Raw genomic sequence first — 20,831 nt, 5'->3', positions numbered from 1 at the left:
CAGTGCGGTTCCGGACAGCGCCACTGCACCGGCGTTCTCCGCCACGAATCGAGAACCGAGAGAAGGTTGACCATGACGACGGTCGAATCCGCCGACACCGCAACAGTCCCCGATGAGATCGCTCGGCAGATTGTGCTTCCACAGGGCCACAGCGACGACGCCAAACTGTATGAGGCCTATCGATGGCTGCGGGAGAACCAGCCCCTGCCGCAGGTGAGCGTGGACGGCTATGACCCACTGTGGCTCGTCACCAAGCATGCCGATCTCATGGAGATCGAGCGGCAGCCCGCGATCTTCAGCGCCGGCGGTGGTGAGGAGAAGGGCTCGCACAATCCGATTCTGCAGAACCAGGCCGGCGATGCCTTCACCAAGCAACTGCTGGGAGGCAGCCTGCGGATTCTCGACGCGCTGCCGTACCTCGATCCGCCGGAGCACACCACGATCAAAGATGTGGCCTTCGACTGGTTCCGGCCGGCGAACCTCAAGAAGTGGTCGGACCGGATCCGTGAGATCGCGAAGGGTTCTGTCGAGCGTCTCGTCGCAGGCGGTGCGGATCTCGATGCCGTCCAAGAGTTCGCCGTCTTCTTCCCACTGCACGTCATCAATACGCTCTTCGGCGTTCCCGAAGAGGACGAGCCGCGGATGATGTCGCTGACGCAGGATCTTTTCGGTGTCGCCGACCCGGACGCCATGCGCGCTGACGTCGAAGCTCTTTCACCCGACGCGGCGGCACAGCAGTGGGCGGCGGCGATCGCCGACTTCTACGCCTATTTCGACACTCTCATCGAGAGCCGGCGTGCCGAACCCCTCGACGATCTGGCCACGCTGATCGCCGTCGCGAAAGATGAGACCGGAGAATACTTTCCGAAGATGTTCGCCTACGGCTGGTTCGTTGCCATCGCCACCGCGGGGCACGACACCACCGCGAGCACCCTCGCCGGATGCCTGCACTACCTGGCGGCCCGGCCGGACATCCTCGGGCGCGTCAAGAATGATCCGAGCCTCATCCCGGACCTCGTCAACGAGGCGCTGCGAATGGTGTCACCGGTGAAACACTTCACCCGTGTCGCGCTCCAGGACTACGAACTTCGTGGTCAGCAGATCAAGGCGGGCGACCGGCTGATGCTGCTCTTCCAGTCCGGAAACCGGGACGCCGACGTGTTCGACAACCCGGACACCTTCGATATCGACCGGCGACCGAACAAGCAGATCGCCTTCGGCTACGGACCGCATATGTGCATCGGCCAGCATCTGGCCAAGCTCGAGATGAAGATCATGCTCGAGGAACTGCTGCCGCGGCTGGCGCGCGTCGAGGTGACCGGTACGCCCAAGTTGATCCAGACCAACTTTGTCGGCGGCCTGCGCCACCTGCCCGTACATCTGACCTTCTCCTGAGACCTGCGGTGCGCCGGGGGTTGAAAGCTCCCCCGGCACACCGTTTTTCATCGAATAGAAAGTGCCGTGCCGCGATGCCGAAAGTGACCTACCACCTGCTGGACGGGACCACGACGCGTGTCGACGTCGATCCAGGACAGAGCGTCATGAGTGGATCCGTCAACAACAATCTCCCGGGCATCGTCGCGGAGTGCGGAGGCAGCTGCGCCTGCGCAACCTGCCACGTCCATCTCGCCCGGGGGCACTGGGAGCTGTTCGCCGAGCCGACCGACGAGGAAACCGAACTGATCGCCTACCTCGACGGCGCTGATGACGAATCTCGGCTGTCGTGTCAGCTCATCGTCGGCGACAACGATGAAGAGATCCATATTCGCGTCGCTGACAGCCGGTGATCCGGTGACGAATCCAATGACCGGTCACTCGGCGTGGACAAATGTCCGGCATGCGCTGTATGTGCTTGTCGGGATCGGAGCGGTAGTTCTGACCTGGCCGTATGCGTTCGACTGGATGCGGGCGGGTGGCAATATCCTGAACCCGATCGCCTTCTTCGGCGACGCGTTCGCCGCCGGCGGCACAGCCGCCTTTCTCAGTATCGACATGTTGATCACCTGGGCCGCGTTTATCGTGTGGGTGGTCACCGACACCACGCGAATCGGTATGGGCCCCAAATGGGGAGCACTCTTCGTCGCCCTGTCCTACATCGGTGTCTCAATGGCATTTCCGCTGTATCTCGTTGCTCGCGAACGATTCTTGGATCGAAGCCATGATCCGCTGATCGAACCTGTGGTCCGATCGGAGGTGACGCGCGGATGACTTCGACAGCACGATCGACAGATTCGGTGGTGATCATCGGCGCCGGCCACGCAGGAGCGACGCTCGCCGGAATGCTACGCCAGCAGAATTTCGAAGGGCCGATCACGCTGATCGGCGACGAACTTCACCCGCCCTATCACCGCCCCCCGTTGTCGAAGAAGTTCACCGACGACGCGATGGTGCAGTGGCTCAAGCCCATTCAGTTCTATGCGGACAACAAGATCGAACTGCTGTTGGGTGTGCACGTCACCACTATCGACCGGGATTCCGGTCGGGTTATCCTCGACAACGGCGAGTTCCGGGAATACGGGACCGTCGTGATCGCGACCGGCGCCACGCCCAGGCGGATCGCGGTTCCAGGTGCCGACGCCTCGGGTGTATTGACGCTCCGGACAATTCCGGATGCGCGCCTGCTCGGCGCCGCGCTCGAGCTGACGAGCGCGCTGGCGGTGATCGGCGGCGGATATGTGGGGATGGAGGTTGCGGCCGTTGCCCGATCGAAGGGTATCAACGTCACTGTTGTCGAACGCGAGGACAGGATCCTGGCGCGCGTTGCGAGCGCCGAACTATCCCGCCGGCTGACCGAGTACCACGTTTCGCGTGGGACGCGCGTGGTCACCAACTTCAACGTCGCGGGGTTTCGAACAGTGGATGGAGCAATCACATCCGTTGTGGCCGAAGATTGTTCGGTCATTGCCTGTGATCACGCCCTGATCGGCATCGGTGCGGTGCCCAACGTCGACTTGGCCGTACTGTGCGGCGTCGAATGCGACGCAGGCATTCTGGTCGACCGGGTCGGGCGCACGAACGTGGCGGGAATCATGGCGATCGGTGACGCCACCCGTCGACCGCATGACGCGCTTGACGGGCTGTATCGCCTCGAATCCATTCCGAGTGCGGTGGAACAGGCCAAGCATGCCGCCGCAGCCATCGTCAGTTCCCATGGGGGAGCCCATGAAACCCCGTGGTTCTGGTCGGATCAGTTCGAGCTGAAGCTGAAGATCGCCGGGCTGCTGGAGGACGAGGTCACCACGATCGCACGCCCGGGGGCGTCGCTCGACTCCTTCGCATTGTTCCATCTGCGTCGGGACTGGACCGTATGTGCGGTCGAGACGGCGAACAGCCCGAAAGATTTTATGGCCGGTAAGAAGTTGATCTCTGAGCGCTTGCCGGTCGACCCGGCTGTTTTGGCCGACGGGGATGTATCGCTGCGGGATGTGCTGGCCGCGCGGTCGCGGACAGGGCGCTGATTGCGATTGTTATGCCGCGCGACCGCTGACGCCGGTGAAATGCGGTGGACTGGTCAACTGCGGTATGCGACAGGCAATTCGGTCCAACAGCCGGGTCAGATGGATGTTCCCGGCGAGCAGTGATTTGCCGTTCGGGACTACCGCGCCGCTCAGGCCGCGCGCGGGGTCGGCCCAGGCGAATACCGAGGTCAGTCCCGGGTGACCGAAGAGCGATTCGGTATTGCGGCCGAAGAGGCTGATGTGCTGGCCGAGTACGAATCCGGAGCTGATCCGCAATCCGGGCACTCCAGCCAGACGGCCGCGCGGCGCGACCGCCTGACGCACTGATTCGGGGTTGAGCACGCGGACACCGTCGAGTTCACCACCGCGGAGCAGGATTTCGTAGAAACGCGCGAGTTCGGCCGCGGTCGAAACGACGTTCGCCGGCGGCAGTACCGCAGTCAGGAAGGAATCTTGATTCGCCAGCTCGACAATGTCGTCGAGCGAGCCGGACAGGCCTCGGCGCATGATGCTCGTCACCGGCGCCGGTGCCGTCCTCCCCGCCATGGCGCACCGCCCGACGAGGGCGAGATCGTGTGGTGCGACACCGTAATTCGTCCACCGGAAGCCGAGCGGGCGCAGGATCTCCTCGGCGAGGACGTCACTGATGCACCGGTCCGTCGCGGCCCGGACGACCTCCCGTAGTACCAGACCACCGGTCAGTGGATGGTAGATGTGCAGTAGGCCGGGGCGATGCAGCGGGCGCAGTGATTGCAGAATCGATCGCATCCGGTCGTCTGTGTCGATGAGCGCCGCCAAGGGCACATCTCGCGGCATTTCGGGGATACCCGCGCTGTAATCGAGCAACTGTTGGATGGTGATGTGGTGTTTGCTGTGAGCAGCGAACGCCGGCAGATACTGACAGACACGGTCGTTGAGCGCGAGGGCGCCGCGCTCGGCGAGCATGTGCACGACCGTGGCGGTGATGCCCTTCGACGCCGAGTAGATGCACATAGGCGTATCCGGTGTTGCCGGTTTCGCGTTCTCCGGTTCGTGCCCGATCGCGCGGTTGAGAATTACCGCGCCGTCGCGGCGCAGGCAGATCTGAATCGCCGGATTCACACCAGCCGCGTACCATTCGCATACCGCCGACCAGATCGATTCCACCGCCGCGTGATCCAATCCGGCGTGCGCGGGATCGGATTCCGGGCCGATCATGGTGATCGCGCGGAGATCGTCCGGGACCGCAATTCTCCGGTCGGGACCGAGGCCGAGCATCGACGGAATATGCCTGATCATCGTTGATCACCTTCTCTGGGCAATTGTGCGCTGCATCCTATTTCGAAAAGGATTGCCTAGCACAGCGTCGCAGTATTACCGGCGAGTTATCTTGGTGCCGCCGTCAATGATTGGCCGAAGGTTTGTCGGGCGCGACAGCTGGCTGCGACTCTGACGACGAACTCTAGAGTGCCTGCTCGTCTGGAAGGATCCGATCACCCATTGCGTGCAGCGACCGCAACGCGAGCTCGATGTGCACTCGACGCTCTTCGAGGACGTGGCCGAGAAGTTGTTCGGCCTGCCGTACGCGATAGCGGACGGTGTTCTCATGGATCCCGAGTTCCTTGCCCGCGCTGGCGGCATTGCACCCGTTGATCAGGAACACTCGCACGGTATCGCGCAACCGTGTATTCGAATCTCGTCGATTCGCCAGGGCGCCCAGCTCGCGAGTGATCAGCGCGCGCATCGCGTCCATGCTCCCGTCTCCCGTTGTGAGACAGACGAGTTCGACATCCGCATATCTGACAAGCGCGACCCCTCCGGCGGCCACCCGCTGTGCGGCCAGGGCCTCGCGGTGACTGTGCACGAATCCCGTGACACCTGGCGATGAGGTGCCCATTGCGATCCGAATTCCTCGGCGGGGCAATGGTAAGGGGCCGTCCGTGGGTGGTTCTGGCGTCGCTACCCACGCCCACAAACCGCGAGCGCCGCTGGCAATCATCAACGGCCTGGTGCCACCCAGGGCGGCGGCAGTCTCCGTTGCCTGTCGCATCAGCACTGGGAGCAGGTCGGATGCGGCGGCGTCCGTGTCCGTGTCCGTGTCCGTGTCCGTGGTGAGCGCAAGCGCGGTCTGATACCGGCGGACCGCGTGACCCAAAGTTCGTGACAGCTCATCGATCTCGACCGGTTCGCCCCGCAGGACGGCGTGAACGGCGGACGTCCGCCGACTATCGACACCGCGCTGCAGCTGCTCCCGCTCCAATGTGTAGGCGGCTATGGTGGCCTCGAGGACAGTGTCGATCCACTCGGTGGCGCGTTCCCAAAGCAGGACCAGAGCTTCCCGGCGCAGACTCTCCTCGGTGATTGATTCGTCGACCGTGTGGATCACGTACTGCCACAACACTCTTTGACCGATACGGAAGCCCTGCATCGGTATCCCGATGTCGAGATTGCGGCGCGCGAGCGTGCGCGCGAGGTCGATCGCTTCAGCTGGGACCCGGACGTCGAACGAGCTCCGACCCAGCGCCGCCATGAACTCCCGGAGTTGGGTGCGCAGATTCACCTCTGCGGCGTGGCGCATTTCGAGATCGCCGGGCAGATTCGGGAGATCCGCGAACACCTGGTCGCCGATCAGTCCGGCCAAGCGGTCGATGTCCGTATGGCGTTCCGGCTGCGTGGCGAACTGCGTGAGCCATTCCCGAGGGCCGTCCTCCGGCATTGCCACCTCCTCGCTTTGTCGGTGGCAACAATCGACCGGTCATGGATTGAACTGTAGCCCAGGACAATCGCCCGGGTGATACGGAAGACTGGGACCGACCGGACTGGGCATACACCGGATCGTGAGGAGATCGCATGTTCGCCCCACCACCGGGAGATCAGTGAGCATTCCGATATTTCATGACATCGCCGAAAACTGGCCCGTCTATGCGATGATGCCGCTCGTTGCGGCAATGATCGGGTACGTCACAAAACTGGCCGCTGTGGAAATGATGTTCCGGCCTGTCGAATTCATCGGTATACCACCGTATCTCGGCTGGCAAGGCGTGATTCCACGCAACGGCCCCCGAATGGCCGCCGGCGCGGTAGACCTGATGCTGGGCAAGCTGATCGACCCACAGGAGATCATCGAGCGCATAGACCTCGACGATCTGATGAAGCGGCTCGCGGACCCGATGCACGAGATGGTCGCCACGGTGACGCGGGAGTTGATGAACACTCTCCAGCCGACGTTGTGGCAGGCACTGCCGGAAGTAGTGCAGAACCGTGTCATCGGCGGTGTCGAAGCCGCGGTTCCGGGGATGCTGGACACCTTCATGGCCGACCTGCGCGCCAATGTCGATGCGGTACTGGACATCCGGATGCTCGCGGTCAATGCGCTGGTCAGGGACAAGACCCTACTGGTCAAGATGATCCGCACGATCGGCAATACCGAAATGCGGTTCATCGTGCGGGTCGGAATCCCGTTCGGCTTCGTACTGGGCATCGTGCAGGCCGGCGCCTGGGCCGCCACTCACTCACCGCTCATCATGCCCTCGTTCGGCGCGGTCACGGGATTCACCACCGATTGGCTGGCCCTGCAAATGATCTTCCGCCCGGTCCGCCCGCGGCGATACCTCGGCATCTTCACCTGGCAGGGACTATTCATCAAACGCCGCGACGAGGTGACGCGGGACTACGCGAAGCTGATCTCGGAGGAGATACTGACACCCGCGAATGTTCTGGAAGATCTTGTCAGAGGCCCGAATTCGGATCGCTTCCTGTCGATGCTGGACCACGAGATCCAAGCCGCTATCGACAATCAGGCCGGACTCGCCAAGCTTCTCATGCAGTTCGCCGCCGGCACACGCTACGACGAGCTGAAGCGCATCGTCTCCGATACCGCCGTGCGGCGAATGCTGGAGCGCACCAACGAGTTCGCCGGCTACGCCGCTGAAGCCATGGACCTGCCTGAGTTCATGGAAGCCAAGATGAAGCTGATGACCGACGAAGAGTTCGAAGGCCTGTTGCGCCCGGCATTCAAACAGGATGAGTGGAAGCTGATCACCGCCGGAGCTGTGCTCGGCCTACTGATCGGCGAGATTCAACTGCACCTGCTGTTGACTTGACGCTTGTCGGCGAGAATCTTCTCAGGCTGCCGCGGCGGGTCACCGACCAGTCGGGGCGATGGCGTTTAGCACGAGGGGCATCATCGGTGAGTCACCGGCCTGTCCGGCAGTACCGTCGCCACCGCGGGAGCTGGTCGCGCCATGTTGATGCACCCGCATGATCGAAGAATGCAGCTCCCGAGACATGACTTAGCTCGTCAGCGATTGATTCGGCTGTTAAGGGGCAATCCAGGGTCGTCGCCGCAGTTTTGTGCAATTCGTATCTCTCCATCAAAAAGCGATTCTGTTGCACCTCCAAGTGCCGTGGTTGTGCACGTATGTACCTCGAGTTGGGGGAGGATGTCCCTCACAGGGGGGATGTGAATCGTATGCAGATGCAGGACACTTTCCTCGGATGTAGGAAATATGTAGCTGCGGACGGAAGGTAAGTCGTGCCAAAAATAGTCTATGTCACACCCCACAGCGACGAGATTACGGTCGATGTTGAAATCGGGCAGTCTCTGATGCAGGGTTCTGTGAGAAATAATGTTCCTGGAATTATAGGAGAATGCGGTGGTGAAGTTTCGTGTGGCACGTGCCATGTCCACATCGCCCACAAATGGCACGGATATGTTTCAGAGCGTTCTGTCGATGAGAACGACTTACTCGAGTTCATGGACGAGTACTGTGAAGACTCCAGGCTTGCCTGTCAAGTTACGGTGACGGAAGAGCTGGATGGGATGCGGGTTGTCGTTCCGCCTCAATAGCATCGAATAAATTCATTTGTTCATCACGTCCGGCATTGCGCGCCGGCTCAGCGTGTCGTCGCCGATCAACTTGGGTGCACTAGGCTGACTTGTCTGCGATCTACAGCGATACTGCTTCCGACCCGATCGCTGTTCCGATCTTCCGCAGCACCCCGCTTTCTTATGTGACTTGACAGGTTCCGGTCTCATGGCGAAATCATTCGCTACGGCATTGCCTGTCGATGACCACAGTCGCTAATGCTCCGTCTTCGCGGCGTCTGTTAGGCGGTTCGCACGCGGGAGATCATCGAGCGAGGAGCCCCAGTCGGAGGAGCATCCGCTCGATCAGTTGGCGGACAGCAGGAGTTGGAGGCCTTCCGATATATGTGGCGCCGACGGACAGCAACGTCTCGTTGGCGCGAGGCTGTCGGTTTCCTCGACGTTCGACCTTCGTGCGGGCGTGTCAGCGTCGCGGGCCAGGTGCGAGCGGAGGTGGCGCGCGAGCGGTCCTAGTCGGCAGTATCCCCCTGGTGGGTAGGCCGCTTCACCACCCAGGGTGATTCGAATCTGGGACTTGTACCTCATGCTCAGAAATGAACTTATCCAGCTTATGCCTGTCGGATCGGTTTACGCGGTTCGGTGATCGCACATAAAAGGACTTCGTTCGTTTTGAAAATAATCAGGAGGCACCTATGGCAGACGCAGGCGACAACATGATCTCCTATCCGGCCAGGTATTTCGCGGCGTGGAATAGTCGGGATATAGACGTTGCAATGCAGATTGTAGCAACGCATGTCGTTTGGTCCGACCCGTCGTTGCCGGCCCCGCTGGCAGGTTCTGAGCAAGCGCGGGCCTTCTTCGAGAGCGTATGGGCGGCGTTTCCGAATCTCACTTTCGAGATGATTGGAACGCCGTTGCTCGACATCGAATCACGGCGGGTGGCCCATGAATGGGTGATGCGTGGCAAGGACTCGGGGACCGGTTTCCCTCCGGGACGGGAAGCGACCGGGAACACCTTCGAGATCTATGGGACCGATGTGTGGGTGGTGGATTCGGAAGGGGCAGCACAGTCGGTTACGGCCTATTATGACGCGGGCTCTTTCGCGCGCCAGCTCGGTCTGAATTGATTTCGGCCGAAGAGAGAGGATGTAGGATGGCCGCGAAGAACAACCGGATGCTCATGGACACCGTAGATGTTGTCATCGTAGGCGCGCGCCTCGCTGGACTCGCAACTGCGATTCCGCTTGCGCATGCGGGTCTGCGGGTGGTAGCAATTGACAAAACACACTTCCCATCGGACACGATGTCCACCCACGCCATGGTCCCCAGCGCGATACAAGAGTTGGTGTTGCTGGGTGCGCTCGACCGTGTACTCGCTCTCGACCCGGCGAAGTCCCGCTATCTCGCGATACACGAGGACGGCATCAGGTTCCGCGAACGGTACCGTTCATTCCTTGGGATCGACTACGGCCTATGCATTCCTCGTGATCTGTTGGACATGCAAATGGTCGACACGGCGCGCGCGGCAGGTGTGGATGTTCGCGAGCGATGCGGTTTCGAGTCGGTCATCTCCGATGGCGATCGTGCCGTCGGAATCCGGTATCGCTCAAGGGGTACTCTGCATGAGCTGCGTGCTCGTGTGGTGGTTGGAGCCGACGGGCGCAAATCGCGGGTAGCGGCCGAACTTGGTGTGTGGGACCCGTACCGGGGTTCGAAAAACGGTCGAGGATTTGCTTTCCGGTACCTCGATGACCCGATCGGACCTGATGCCCAGGAAGAATACGGCATCTATCGATACGGCACGACGGTATCGCTAATGATGCCCGCCTGTCCCCGCGGTCGAGCAATAGCGGTCCATATGTGTGATGCTGTGGAAATCCCTGCTTTCCGGGCCGACCCTGAGGGGATGTGGAACGCCAAGCTGGCTGAAGATGCTGCGTGGCGTGACCGCGTCGGCGGTGCGACGAATATGTCGCCGGTGCGCGCAACCGATGATCTATCCGCGTACTACCGTGCCTCGTCCGGGCCTGGATGGGCACTGGTTGGTGATGCCGGGCACTTCAAGGATCCGGTGACCGGCAACGGCCAGCGTGATGCACTCAAGCACGGCCGTCTGCTCGGCGAGACGATCGCGACGACGATCGAGGATTCGGCGAAGTTGGACGCAGCATTGCGACAGTGGGAACAGAACCGTGACCGCGACACGATATCGACCTACCACTGGGGTAATCGCGAGACCAATCCGGCACCATCGAGCCCGCTGGCGAAGGCTGTGATCGCGGGCTTCGCTGACAACCCAGCGGAAGTGCCACAGTTTTCGGACACGTTCAACCGGGTCCGGCCTGTGGAACATGTGTTGAACCCGGTGAGGCTGACCGCAGCAGTGATTCGGGCACTCCGTACTCCGGGTGTCAACCGGCGTGAGATTTTGGCAGAGGTAGCGCAGCAGCTTCCGCACGAGATTGATGTGCGTCGGCACCGGTTGATCGACGGCTTCCGGTCAAGTCGAAAAATCTCCACAGAACGGCCGGGTTGGACCGTTGGCACGGCACCTCGGGCGAGTTCTGACTCAGAGAATCGCAATGGCGGTGCCGTTCTCCCCGAAGCCGGCGACCCCGACCGAAGCACGACAGGTGCTTGACGGTGCGACCCCTGCGACTTGAATTTGGAAGTGAGATGCCGAACTTGAGGAGACGGTCAATTTCCAAGTCGGTAACAGACCGCCTTCGTGTGTGTCGCAATACCGGCATTATGCACGTGAGGTTGGATTAAATGCTAGGGTTGGCAACATGGTTGCGCCTCCGGGCGGAACGCGACGCAGCAAGGCTGGCGCTGACTTTTGAGAACTCGACGTTCACCTATGCCGCCCTTCAGAGTGAAATAGAAGGGTTCGCAAGCTTCCTTGCGACACAGAATGTGGTCCGAGGTGATCGTGTGGCATATTTAGGTATGAACGACAGTTCCTTCGTGGTCGCATTATTCGCAACGGCACGGCTTGGAGCGGTATTTGTCCCATTGAACTTTCGGTCGGCGGGCCCTGAACTGGCCTTCGTTATTGACGACTGTGGCGCGTCGGCGCTCATCGGAGAAGAGTCATTCCTCGGTATTCTCGACGGCATCGAAACGAATCCCGATCTGAAAGTGCGCATAAGCTTAGGTGAATTCGGGTGGGATGGATGGACGGTTTACGATACCAAAAGGAAATACCCGGAAGGCTCTGAAGTTGCGGTAGAACCCGACTCGCCGGGAATCATACTTTATACATCGGGCACCACGGGTCAACCCAAAGGTGTCGTGCTAACTCACCGTAATCTGTTCACAAATAATGTCAATTGGATGCTTTCGGTGAACTACCACCGTGATAACACCGCACTGACATCGGCGCCATTGTTCCATTCTGGTGGCCTGTGCGTTATGCTACTGCCGCTACTCATGGCAGGTGGACATGTCGTGCTCCACCGCCAGTTCGATCCGGACCGAACCTTGCATGATGTGGCTCGTTATCAGGTGACGACATTATTTTTGGTCCCTACGATGATGTTGTACCTAACACAAGCGCCGTTGTTCGCTGACGCCGATATGTCGTCGATCGAATTCGTGGTCGCAGGCGCGGCGCCAGTTCCGGAGCGGCTGCTGCAGATATTCGGTGAGCGCGGCATCGCGGTCAGTCAGTGCTGGGGTCTGACTGAAACATCGACAGGAGCGACCTTTCTTTCGCCTGAATGGGCACTAGATAAGCTCGGCTCGTGTGGTACACCGGGGATGCTGAACGAGGTGAAGTTGATTCGGTTCGACGGGGCGCCCTTGGAGGAGTCAAATGTCGCCGGCGAACTTTGCGTCCGCGGCGGCATCGTCACACCAGGCTACTGGAACCGAGCCGACGCGACGGCCGAGGCACAGTTGCCCGGCGGATGGTTTCGAACGGGCGACGTGGCTTATCGGGATAAGGACGGTTTCTACTTCATCTGCGATCGCCTGAAGGATATGGTCATCACAGGCGGTGAGAATGTGTATCCGGCGGAGGTCGAAAGCGTGATTTTTGATCACCCGGACGTCGCCGACGTAGCGGTGATCGGCGCACCCGATGAGGAATGGGGTGAACGGGTCGTCGCGGTAGTAGTGCCCAGACAAGGCGCTACGATCGAACTGGAGGCTCTTCGTGAATTCGTCGCGGCCAGACTGGCGCGGTACAAGCTCCCGCGTGAGTTGCGGCTGGTGCCAGACTTGCCGCGGAATACCACGGGCAAGGTCATGAAACAGAGCCTTCGTGTGCGTCGGTTGTAGACGCGGTGATTGCCGACGTGCCTGGTACCAGCCGCGCCACCATGCGAGTGGGTGTTTGGTATGACAGCGATCGGGAGATTCCGCCCGGGTCGATTGGGAAGAACCAGGGCAAGCTCCCCCGGGGGATGATGCGGACTCTCGGCCGCCGCACCGCTACCAGCTGGCAGCCGTCGTGTTCGGGGTGTTCGCGGGGTCGCCCCGCCGGAGCGGCTCCCAGGTTCCGGCCTGCAAGCGGGACCGATCGCTGATCACGGCAGTTCTCATACCGGCGGGTGGCACCCAACAGGCTGCGCCGCCCCCGCTACCCGCCGGTGTTCGTCCGAACATCTCTGTGGCACAGATTGTCCAAGTTCGAGCAGCCGGTGGAGGACAAATGGCAGCGGTGAGCCCGACGAGCCAGGGCGTCAACGCATTGCGTTGCTGGTAGAGATCACAGCCCGTTACGGGAGTCTGGACGCCTTCCTTGTACAGCTCCGCAGGGAATCGGAGAACGCCACCGTGGTGCTGCCACGGATCGTTGACCCCGCCGCCTCACCCTTGGCCCACTCCGCAAACTCGACTATGCTTGGCGAACGTCCTTGCCGCGCAACCGGAGAAGTCGCAGAAGAACCGGCGAACCACCAGCCGCAGAACCGATGCCCGGTCGGCGACAGCCATATCGGCCAACCGCCCACGATAACGGGAATGCACTCGCATCGAAGCAGTCGCGCATCCGGGACACCGTGCACTGACCGCCGCCGCTCCCGCTTCAATCACCAGCTCACCCTCGTCACCGAGGACCTCCACGGGCACCAGATCATTCAAGTGCGGCAGCATCTTTCGAAAAATGTCACCTGAGCAGGCCTCAACAGCGGCCGGGTCTGATCGTTCAACGGCCCGAACTCACCGGAGCGAGTGTTCGCGTTCGTCTCGCTCCCGCTGGCCGAGGTCCGCACAGTGAAGAACGGCTTCGGCGGCACCGTCAACGACGTGGTCATGACTCTGTGCACCGCGGCCTTGCGCCGCTGGCTCATCGAACACGACGCCACACCCGACCGGCCCAACGCCGCGAACCACTCGCGCGAACACCGGCGGATCCCGACGCGGCACTGCGAGCCTGGCTGCGTGACTACGCCCGCACGCACCCCAGATGGGGATTTCGTCGCCCGTACCACGACGCCCGCGCCGAGGGCTGGAACACCAATCACAAGAAGATCCAACGACTTTGGCGCGATGAAGGCCTACGAGTGCCACAGCGGCGCCGGCGCAAACGGATCGGGACCTCCACGGCCACCGACACGAGAGCGAACGCACCGAATCGAGTGTGGGCGGTCGACTTTCAGTTCGACGCGACCGAGGACGGGCGCCCAGTCAAGATCGTCTCGATCGTCGATGGGCACACCCGAGAATGGCTCGGCGGGCTGGTCGATCACCGCCGACCGACTCATCGACGAGCTCGACCGCCTCGCCGCCGACCGCGGCTACCCGGGCGCGCTACACAGCGACAACGGCCCGGAACTGGCGTGTGAAGCCATGCGGGACTGGGCCTACGAGCGAGTCGGGCTGGCATTCATCCCGCCGGGGCAGCCCTGGCGCAACGGCTACATCGAATCGTTCAACGGCCGCCTGCGCGATGAATGCCTCAACATCAACAGCTTCTGGTCACTGACCCAAGCCAGAGTCGTGATCAGCGACTGGAAGGACGAATACAACTACCGCCGAAGACATTCCGCGCTGGGATACCAAACCCCAGCCCGATACGCTGACACCTGCATCCACCGATCACCGACTCTCACACCCGGTGGACCAATTCACGGGGTCCGGTCAGGGCCACGAGACCTGCGAGGTCTCGGTCGGTAGCTCCGCTGGGCAGCGTCGCGGCCCGGATGTGGTACCCCAGGTCGATCGAGGAGGATTCCTCCCAATACGGGCGGTCCAGGCCTAGCGGGACTCGCTGTAGTCGCCTGCGTAGTGGCGCGGCCTGGTAGAGGCGATCGGCGACCAGGCACCGCAGTGTCATGATGTCGAGCGGCTGGTTGGACGCAAGCATGATGACCGCGCCGACGTGCATCGGTGTCGTGGGTGTCCCCATGTCGAGCAACTGTGTGTCCAGGGGACTGAGCTGTTTGGGGCGTCCCGAGTTCACCGATCTCGGAATGACCTTGGGCCGAGCAACCTCATGCACATCGTTTGTGGTGATGAGGTCACCTGGTGTCACCACGTGCGCTTGCAGAAAGAGATGAGAGAGGCAGTGCCCGCGGTCGGGTCGCACCTGCTCGATCGCCGCACTGGAAGGCGCTGCAGCGAGATTGTCGACAGTGTTCGTTTCCAAGTCGGTCATTGATTCTCCGCATTTGTACTGCTGGTGACGTCGGCGCATGGCTAATCGTGCCGTCGTGACCGAACGGAACCGTGGGGACGTCGAAGTAGGTGGGCGCGCACTCGATTCGGACTGTCCACGTTGAGATGCAGCGCGGGACAGCCGGAAGTGCTTGATGTGCTCACGCTCTGGTGAGCAACTGTTGAAGGAACCGTTCACACGGTGCCGGTCGCCGACTGGCATCGATGCCAGTATTTGATGACGTGACAATGAGGTTACTGCCCGCGACGGGATTTTGTGCGCCGAACGACGTGTCCGAAAGGTTCAGTTCGCCCGCTTATGAAACTACGGACCAGTCAGATTGCGTGTTGCGCAATGGAATACGTTCGTTTACAACGTGATTCCACGTACGCGCAGACGAAATAGACACTGGTGCTGTGGAATTCGTACACCGCAGGACAGGGTGCGTCAATTGCCCTGGCCTGCTGGTGGATTCGCTGGTCTGCGCTGCATTCGTCCACGTGTGTCCGCGTGCAGCGCTCGTGGGAAAGGCGGCCGACACCTCCGAATACCTGGTGCGCCACCGGGAACCGATGTCAGTGGCGACGGCTGTCCGGACACCCTTCGGGATCGATGGCGTCGCCGATGCGCCGGCCGATCCGGGTCAGCTGCTGGACCTGAGCCTTGGTGAGCGGGTCGAAGACGTAGCGCCGCACCGCTTCCACGTGCCCGGGCGCGGATTCCTCGACTTTGCCGAAGCCCTCATCGGTGAGCGTGGCCAAGGTGTAGCGGCCGTCGGTCGGGTCGGGCGCGCGGCTCACCCAGCCGCGTTTCTCGAGTCGGCCGACCGCCTGCGACAGCCGCGCCAGCGAGCCGCCGCACAGCGCCGCCAGCACACTCATCCGCAGCGTCCGCTCCTGCGACATGGACAGCGCGGACATCACCTGGTACTCGAAATGGTTGATCGCCGCATCCCGCTGCAGCTGCGCGTCCAGCGCGGCTGGCAACCGGATCAGCGTGCCGACCAGCGATATCCATGCCTGCTGTTCCTCGTCGTCGAGCCAGCGCGGCTGTTCATCGGTGCCCATGTCTACAGAATAACTTAAATCGTGAAGTGAAATCGATGAGCGATGACTTGCATGTTTAAGTAAATAGTCCTAACATTCACTCAACGGTTTAAGTGACCAAGGAGGGTTGACAACTATGAATGTGGCGCTGTGGATTGTGGCAAGCGTGCTTGGCGTGGCATTCGTGCTAGCGGGGGCAATGAAGAGCACCCAGCCGAAGGAGAAGCTCGCGGAGAAGATGCCGTGGGTCCAGGACGTGTCCACCGGCACCCTGCGACTGATCGGCATCACAGAACTCCTTGGCGGACTCGGCCTGGTACTGCCCGCCTGGACCGGCATCGCACCGGTGCTCACGCCCATCGCGGCGAGCGGGATCGCACTCATCATGGTGCTGGCAGCCGGAGTGCATGTGCGCCGCAAGGAGTTCAACGCGCTGCCGGTCAATGCTGTTCTGCTCGCACTGGCGGTGTTCGTAGCCTGGGGCCGCTTCGGGCCGTACTCCTACTGAAACCCGAGACGAAGCGGGGCGGCGCACCGAATGTCGGAGCGCCGCCCGCTCTTTTGTGAAATCCGCGGGCATGGCTACTCCATCGCACTGCCGAGGTGGCTCACGGAGGAGTTGAATCGCCGTCTGGGTCGGCGAGGATTGGATACGCGAGTCCTGGTGTGGGGTCGAGCCGGGTTGCATGTCGGTGGCGAGCGCTATCGTCGCGCCGTGAACTGGTTCGGCGGTGGTCGGCTCCTGAGGCCAGGTGACAGTGCGCCCGGTGAGTCTGTGGCGGAAGGAAGTATCTTCGCGATTCTCAACTTCGTGTTCGGCACAGGCAGACGCAGCTACAGGGTCGGTGGCCGCTACGAACTTCGCGCTGACATGTTCTTTGTGCTCGGAGAATGGGAGGAACGACTACTCGTCGTAGAGTACGACGGAGAATACTGGCACCGTGAACGCGAAGAGACGGATATGAGGAAGATCTGCGAAACTCTCAGTCTCGGTTCCGACTTCGACGTCATACGCCTTCGCCAGCAACCCTTGCGGCGCCTTCGCCCAGCGGATATCAGCGTCCCGCGGCGGGCTGACGCCATGACCTGTGCGCGCCTCGTCCTGCTCCATATCACTCATAGACCGGGTCCCTTCCTGCCTGATCATGGCACCTTGGATCGGATCCTCCAGTTTCTCGAGTTCGGTGCGATCCCTCTTCCGGAAGACGTCATTGTTTGCGACGCCTGTCTTGAGCTGAATTATGTTCTGCAAGAGGACTATCCAGGTGGGGCGCACGGCGAGCGTCATGTCACAGCAATGAGAAGAAGTCATTTCATGGAAGTGGCGACGGCGCTCAGTCGGTTAGGTGAACGGCCCGAAAGTGCCTGGCGCCCTGAGGATCGTGACTGGGAGCATGAGGAGATCCGAGAATATGAGAAGCGAGGGTTCAGAGCTGAGCTCGAACAGCTGCGCGAAGCCAGTCGGCCCCCAGCGCCTTCGAATCCTGCGCCGTCGACCCAAGTCGGATCCACTTTCCCTCTCATCACGAAAGCGGAGACGGGATGGATCGAAGGGAGCTGAACTCTCGCTCAGCGGTTCACGCACCAATTCGCTTACATCCAGAAAAACCGCTCGAGTATGCGGGTCACGTCCGTTGGTTGTTCGAGTACCGAGCAGTGCCCTGAACCGGGGATCTCCTCGAACTGGGCGCCTGGGATCAAGTTGGCCATTTGTCGTGCGAGTCGCGGTGGTGTCATCACGTCGTTCGCGCCACAGACGACGAGGGTCGGCAATGTGATGTGACTGAGCTCGTGTTCTATCGAGGGGCGGGTCATCGCGGCGCGCATCGCTTGCGCTACTCCTCGTCGATTGCAGTGGTCGAGTTGATCGAGCCATTCGTCGACCGTCGCTTTGCCTTGCATACTGGAGAGGTAGGCGGGACTGAACATCAGTGGCGCGATGGTGTATCGCAGTATTCTTGGTCCCAGGATGCGGAAGAATCTGGTCTGTAACTCATTTCGACGTATAACGCGCGTGGATGCGGCGATGGCGCAGGTATCGAGCAGGACCAGGGACCGCAGAAGATCGCCGTGCCGAATGGCCAAGCGCTGCCCGACAAAACCGCCGCTGGACAGCCCTACCCAGTGGACGGGGGATGAGCCGAGCATGGCGATCAACGCGGCTGCGTCGTCGGTGAGAGTGTCCATGTCGTAGCCCGTCCGAGGTGCCGGGGTGTCTCCATGCGCGCGCCAGTCGATGGCGACGCAGCGGAAGCGGCCGCGCAACCCCTCGATCTGCTGCTGGAACATCCATCCGCCGAACAGCGTTCCGTGCCCGAAGACGATGGTCTGTGCCTGTGGCCGCCCCGGTGGTTCTCCGGTGTCGGTGAAGGCGAGTGTGATGCCGTTGGTGTCGATGGTCGGCATGCGCGGACTCTATCGGCGCTCGTAGAGGGCACGCAGCTGGCGCTTGTAGATCTTGCCGGAGTCGTCGCGGGGCAACTGGTCGACGACGCGGATGAGCGTGGGGACTTTGTAGTCGGCGATTTCTTCCGTGAGCTCGGTACGAATGATCGTTTCGTCGAGCTTCGCGCCGGGCCGGGCGATGATATGAGCGGCTACTTGCTCCCCGAGATCGCCGGGGTGGGGAATTCCGAATACAGCGACATCCTCCACTTGTGGGAGGGCGCTGATTGCCGCTTCGATCTCGGCGGGGTAGATATTCACGCCACCGGCGATGATCACGTCGCTGGTGCGGCCGGACAGGTAGAGGTATCCGTCGTCGTCGAGGTAGCCGAGGTCACCCACGGTGATCATGCCCGGCAGGGGTGTGGTCTTCGGGGTGAGCTGGTTGAGGTAGTCGAAGTCGGGCCAGTAGTCGGCGCTTTTGATGAACACTCGCCCGATCTGGCCCGGTGGCAATTCGGTGCCGTGCTCGTCGGCGATGACGACGGCGGCCCCGTCCAATGGACGGCCGACGGTCCCAGGGTGTTCGAGCCAGTCGGCCGTACTGGTCCAGGTGATGGCACCGGATTCGCTGCAGCCGTAGAACTCCCACAGCGCGGGACCGAACCAGTCGATGGCGGCTCGTTTCACCGCGGGCGGGCAGGGTGCGGCCGAGTGGATGAGGTGGGTAAGGCTGGTGATGTCGTAGCGGGCCCGCGTATCCAGGGGCAGGGAAAGCAGCCTGGAGAGCATGGTCGGGACGATCTTGGCGTGTTGAATTCGATTCTGGTGCACCAGCTTCAGGAATTGCTCGGCATTCCACCGCGGCATGACGGTGATGTTGGTGCCCATGCGCAACGCCAGCAGCGCCACCGCGTTCGGGCTTGTGTGATAGAGCGGTCCGGCGACCAGCATCTGCCCGCCAGGTGCCAATCCCATCCGCCGCGCCGTCGCGCTGGCGATCGATAGCAACTGCTGTGGTGTCATCCGCTGGCGCAGTACACCTTTCGGGCGTCCGGTGGTACCGGAGGTGTAGATCAATCCCATGGAATCGGCGATCGTGCCCTCGACCCACCCCAGCGGTTCGCTGGCCGCGTCGATCCACTCCTCGAACATCGCGTGTCGCCCGGTCGGCTGATTCAGCGATCGGCCCAAGCCGGTCTCGTACGTCAGTTCCTCTGGCATCGCGATCTCGACGATGACCGGACTGGCATTCGCCGATTCGGCTGCCTTCTCGATGATGGGCACGAATTCGGTGTGGGCGAACACCATTCGGACATCGGCGTCTCTCAGCAGGTGCGCGACTTCGGGTGCCTGCCATCGCGTGTTGATCGGTACAGGGTTCGCGCCGCAGGTAGCGGCGGCGAGGGAGACCTCGAGGAACTCGATGTCGTTGCGGGCCATGATCGCAACACGCTGACCCGCGCCGACTCCCGCATCGGCGAGAGCGGCCGCGAGTCTCCCGGCACGCTGGTGCGTCTCCGATTGGCGCCGTGTCCGAGCGCCACAGGTGATGATCGGGTCCGACGCTGCAGCCGCCTCGCTCATATCCCGAAGTCTGCCATCCTCGGTGCGAACAGGCGCGCACCTTCAGCGATCTTGGAACAATCCGAAGAACGTGGACATGGTCTCGACCGTGACAGGGTTGTCGCTGGGCTTGCCGTACAGGAACCGTGGACCTTTTGAGGCGCCGGGGATTTGGTGACCGCCGTCGACGATCGTGTAGAGGCTGACCGGTGACCGGTCTGCCTGTGTGTAGTCCGTTCGGCGGACCGTGGTGCGTGAAGGGCGGTCCGGGGCGAGCCACTGAACGGTCGGGGGAGCATCGATGCCGTTGCGGGCTGCGAAGTACTGCGCGGTGTCGAGGGCAGACAGATGAACTCCTTTGGGGAACAGCCCGCGAAAACTGACTCGGCCACCCTCGTACGGGGCCAGCGGGTCCGCGGTCCCGTGGATGGAGAGCAAAGGTACGGCCCTGCCCGGCTGATCCGAGACCGAGCGGTTTTCGGGTGCGGGCAGGTTGCAGCCGATCAATACCGCGCCGGCGAGTACCTCCGGTGCATCGTGCAGGAGCCGAATCGTCATCTGGCCGCCAAGCGAATATCCGACAGCGAAGACCCGCTGTCGGTCGATCACGTACTGTTCGGCCAGATCCTCGACCAGCCGGCGTAGAAATCCCACGTCATCTATGGTTTTTGCCGTTGCAGACAGCATGACCGCCCTTCGGGCGCCGTTCCATTCGCGGCCGACAGCGTCCGGATACGCGACGGCAGCGTGTCCGCGGGCCGCGAGGGCATCGAAGGCCCGGGTGCTGAACTTGCGCATCGAATCCCCGGTCTGGAGAAACCCGTGCAGCACCAAGACCAGCGCCGGGTTGTCGGCCGGATTTCGTGGAATCACCACTGTTGAGGTGCGCTGGCGGCCTCCGTGATCGACGACGTATCGGTCAACGATGACGTTCGTAGCGAGGTGCTCCGGATCATCCACGGACT

Annotated in this window: 19 protein-coding genes and 1 pseudogene; 11 read left to right on the top strand and 9 right to left on the bottom strand. The window is 61.8% G+C overall.

What is annotated here, in order from left to right; translation table 11 throughout:
• Positions 1-72: 72 nt before the first annotated feature.
• From JWN03_RS16355 to JWN03_RS16340, 4 genes are all read left to right on the top strand, one after another.
• The gene (locus tag JWN03_RS16355) at positions 73-1,395 is read left to right on the top strand and encodes a cytochrome P450 (protein ID WP_297615368.1); all 1,323 of its coding nucleotides are present in this window, start codon (positions 73-75) and stop codon (positions 1,393-1,395) included.
• Positions 1,396-1,469: 74 nt separating this feature from the next.
• Entirely contained in the window at positions 1,470-1,787 is a 318-nt protein-coding gene (locus JWN03_RS16350) for a 2Fe-2S iron-sulfur cluster-binding protein (RefSeq protein WP_297615366.1), read from the top strand.
• A 4-nt stretch (positions 1,788-1,791) separates the two neighbouring features.
• A complete protein-coding gene (locus JWN03_RS16345; protein WP_297615364.1) occupies positions 1,792-2,208 on the top strand; it encodes a DUF2834 domain-containing protein in 417 nt (138 codons plus the stop codon).
• On the top strand, positions 2,205-3,458 hold the full coding sequence (locus tag JWN03_RS16340) for an NAD(P)/FAD-dependent oxidoreductase (RefSeq protein ID WP_297615362.1): 1,254 nt from the start codon (positions 2,205-2,207) through the stop codon (positions 3,456-3,458). The genes JWN03_RS16345 and JWN03_RS16340 overlap by 4 nt, the downstream gene beginning before the upstream one ends.
• A 9-nt stretch (positions 3,459-3,467) precedes the next feature.
• On the opposite strand, the gene JWN03_RS16335 is transcribed toward JWN03_RS16340, so the two are convergent.
• Together JWN03_RS16335 and JWN03_RS16330 are read right to left on the bottom strand one after the other, a co-directional pair.
• Entirely contained in the window at positions 3,468-4,736 is a 1,269-nt protein-coding gene (locus tag JWN03_RS16335) for a serine hydrolase domain-containing protein (RefSeq protein WP_297615361.1), read from the bottom strand.
• Between the two features lie 163 nt (positions 4,737-4,899).
• On the bottom strand, positions 4,900-6,153 hold the full coding sequence (locus tag JWN03_RS16330) for a helix-turn-helix domain-containing protein (RefSeq protein WP_297615359.1): 1,254 nt from the start codon (positions 6,151-6,153) through the stop codon (positions 4,900-4,902).
• A 160-nt stretch (positions 6,154-6,313) separates the two neighbouring features.
• On the opposite strand from JWN03_RS16330, the gene JWN03_RS16325 reads away from it, so the two are divergent.
• The 5 genes from JWN03_RS16325 to JWN03_RS16305 all read left to right on the top strand — a co-directional run bounded on the left by JWN03_RS16325 (position 6,314) and on the right by JWN03_RS16305 (position 12,549).
• Entirely contained in the window at positions 6,314-7,540 is a 1,227-nt protein-coding gene (locus tag JWN03_RS16325) for a DUF445 domain-containing protein (RefSeq protein ID WP_297615357.1), read from the top strand.
• Positions 7,541-7,971: 431 nt separating this feature from the next.
• Complete coding sequence (locus JWN03_RS16320) at positions 7,972-8,286, top strand: 2Fe-2S iron-sulfur cluster-binding protein (protein ID WP_297615356.1); 315 nt, start codon at positions 7,972-7,974, stop codon at positions 8,284-8,286.
• Positions 8,287-8,957: 671 nt separating this feature from the next.
• Positions 8,958-9,392: an ester cyclase gene (locus tag JWN03_RS16315; RefSeq protein ID WP_297615354.1), complete on the top strand. Its 435-nt coding sequence runs from the start codon at positions 8,958-8,960 to the stop codon at positions 9,390-9,392.
• Positions 9,393-9,418: 26 nt separating this feature from the next.
• A complete protein-coding gene (locus tag JWN03_RS16310; RefSeq protein ID WP_297615352.1) occupies positions 9,419-10,906 on the top strand; it encodes an NAD(P)/FAD-dependent oxidoreductase in 1,488 nt (495 codons plus the stop codon).
• A 131-nt stretch (positions 10,907-11,037) separates the two neighbouring features.
• Positions 11,038-12,549: an acyl-CoA synthetase gene (locus JWN03_RS16305; protein ID WP_297615350.1), complete on the top strand. Its 1,512-nt coding sequence runs from the start codon at positions 11,038-11,040 to the stop codon at positions 12,547-12,549.
• A 531-nt stretch (positions 12,550-13,080) separates the two neighbouring features.
• Here JWN03_RS16305 and JWN03_RS45505 read toward each other — a convergent pair.
• On the bottom strand, positions 13,081-13,365 hold the full coding sequence (locus tag JWN03_RS45505) for a transposase family protein (protein ID WP_366914436.1): 285 nt from the start codon (positions 13,363-13,365) through the stop codon (positions 13,081-13,083).
• Between the two features lie 143 nt (positions 13,366-13,508).
• Between JWN03_RS45505 and JWN03_RS16295 the strand changes: the two are divergent.
• Positions 13,509-14,388: pseudogene (locus JWN03_RS16295) on the top strand (IS3 family transposase); the annotation flags it as partial.
• Here JWN03_RS16295 and JWN03_RS16290 read toward each other — a convergent pair.
• Positions 14,321-14,869, bottom strand: a complete 549-nt coding sequence (locus tag JWN03_RS16290) for a wax ester/triacylglycerol synthase domain-containing protein (protein WP_297615348.1) — start codon at positions 14,867-14,869, stop codon at positions 14,321-14,323. The pseudogene JWN03_RS16295 and the gene JWN03_RS16290 overlap by 68 nt on opposite strands.
• A 575-nt stretch (positions 14,870-15,444) precedes the next feature.
• Positions 15,445-15,936 carry a MarR family winged helix-turn-helix transcriptional regulator gene (locus tag JWN03_RS16285; RefSeq protein ID WP_297615346.1) on the bottom strand — a complete coding sequence of 164 codons (492 nt, stop codon included), beginning with the start codon at positions 15,934-15,936 and terminating at the stop codon, positions 15,445-15,447.
• A gap of 115 nt (positions 15,937-16,051) precedes the next feature.
• Between JWN03_RS16285 and JWN03_RS16280 the strand changes: the two genes are divergently transcribed.
• Positions 16,052-16,423, top strand: coding sequence for a DoxX family protein (locus JWN03_RS16280; protein WP_297615344.1), 372 nt, complete (start codon positions 16,052-16,054; stop codon positions 16,421-16,423).
• 396 nt (positions 16,424-16,819) lie between these two features.
• Here the strand turns inward: JWN03_RS16280 and JWN03_RS16275 are convergent, their stop codons facing one another.
• The 4 genes from JWN03_RS16275 to JWN03_RS16260 form a co-directional block, all read right to left on the bottom strand.
• The gene (locus JWN03_RS16275) at positions 16,820-17,203 is read right to left on the bottom strand and encodes a hypothetical protein (protein ID WP_297615342.1); all 384 of its coding nucleotides are present in this window, start codon (positions 17,201-17,203) and stop codon (positions 16,820-16,822) included.
• Between the two features lie 305 nt (positions 17,204-17,508).
• A complete protein-coding gene (locus JWN03_RS16270) occupies positions 17,509-18,321 on the bottom strand; it encodes an alpha/beta fold hydrolase (RefSeq protein WP_297615340.1) in 813 nt (270 codons plus the stop codon).
• A 9-nt stretch (positions 18,322-18,330) separates the two neighbouring features.
• The gene (locus tag JWN03_RS16265) at positions 18,331-19,887 is read right to left on the bottom strand and encodes an AMP-binding protein (protein WP_297615338.1); all 1,557 of its coding nucleotides are present in this window, start codon (positions 19,885-19,887) and stop codon (positions 18,331-18,333) included.
• Between the two features lie 42 nt (positions 19,888-19,929).
• A complete protein-coding gene (locus JWN03_RS16260) occupies positions 19,930-20,826 on the bottom strand; it encodes an alpha/beta hydrolase family esterase (RefSeq protein WP_297615336.1) in 897 nt (298 codons plus the stop codon).
• Positions 20,827-20,831: the final 5 nt, after the last annotated feature.

Origin of the sequence: Nocardia sp. (assembly GCF_025465275.1) — a bacterium.
Taxonomy (GTDB): Bacteria; Actinomycetota; Actinomycetes; order Mycobacteriales; family Mycobacteriaceae; genus Nocardia.
This window is presented reverse-complemented; position numbering and strand designations above follow the sequence as displayed.

What these genes read in the sequence shown, in the direction of transcription:
- JWN03_RS16305 (WP_297615350.1), top strand. Translation starts at nt 11,038, where the DNA reads ATGCTAGGGTTGGCAACATGGTTGCGCCTCCGGGCGGAACGCGACGCA.
- JWN03_RS16335 (WP_297615361.1), bottom strand. Translation starts at nt 4,736, where the DNA reads ATGATCAGGCATATTCCGTCGATGCTCGGCCTCGGTCCCGACCGGAGA.
- JWN03_RS16350 (WP_297615366.1), top strand. Translation starts at nt 1,470, where the DNA reads ATGCCGAAAGTGACCTACCACCTGCTGGACGGGACCACGACGCGTGTC.
- JWN03_RS16355 (WP_297615368.1), top strand. Translation starts at nt 73, where the DNA reads ATGACGACGGTCGAATCCGCCGACACCGCAACAGTCCCCGATGAGATC.
- JWN03_RS16330 (WP_297615359.1), bottom strand. Translation starts at nt 6,153, where the DNA reads ATGCCGGAGGACGGCCCTCGGGAATGGCTCACGCAGTTCGCCACGCAG.
- JWN03_RS16340 (WP_297615362.1), top strand. Translation starts at nt 2,205, where the DNA reads ATGACTTCGACAGCACGATCGACAGATTCGGTGGTGATCATCGGCGCC.
- JWN03_RS16290 (WP_297615348.1), bottom strand. Translation starts at nt 14,869, where the DNA reads ATGACCGACTTGGAAACGAACACTGTCGACAATCTCGCTGCAGCGCCT.
- JWN03_RS16275 (WP_297615342.1), bottom strand. Translation starts at nt 17,203, where the DNA reads ATGACGCTCGCCGTGCGCCCCACCTGGATAGTCCTCTTGCAGAACATA.
- JWN03_RS16315 (WP_297615354.1), top strand. Translation starts at nt 8,958, where the DNA reads ATGGCAGACGCAGGCGACAACATGATCTCCTATCCGGCCAGGTATTTC.
- JWN03_RS16285 (WP_297615346.1), bottom strand. Translation starts at nt 15,936, where the DNA reads ATGGGCACCGATGAACAGCCGCGCTGGCTCGACGACGAGGAACAGCAG.
- JWN03_RS16310 (WP_297615352.1), top strand. Translation starts at nt 9,419, where the DNA reads ATGGCCGCGAAGAACAACCGGATGCTCATGGACACCGTAGATGTTGTC.
- JWN03_RS16270 (WP_297615340.1), bottom strand. Translation starts at nt 18,321, where the DNA reads ATGCCGACCATCGACACCAACGGCATCACACTCGCCTTCACCGACACC.
- JWN03_RS16265 (WP_297615338.1), bottom strand. Translation starts at nt 19,887, where the DNA reads ATGAGCGAGGCGGCTGCAGCGTCGGACCCGATCATCACCTGTGGCGCT.
- JWN03_RS16280 (WP_297615344.1), top strand. Translation starts at nt 16,052, where the DNA reads ATGAATGTGGCGCTGTGGATTGTGGCAAGCGTGCTTGGCGTGGCATTC.
- JWN03_RS45505 (WP_366914436.1), bottom strand. Translation starts at nt 13,365, where the DNA reads ATGCTGCCGCACTTGAATGATCTGGTGCCCGTGGAGGTCCTCGGTGAC.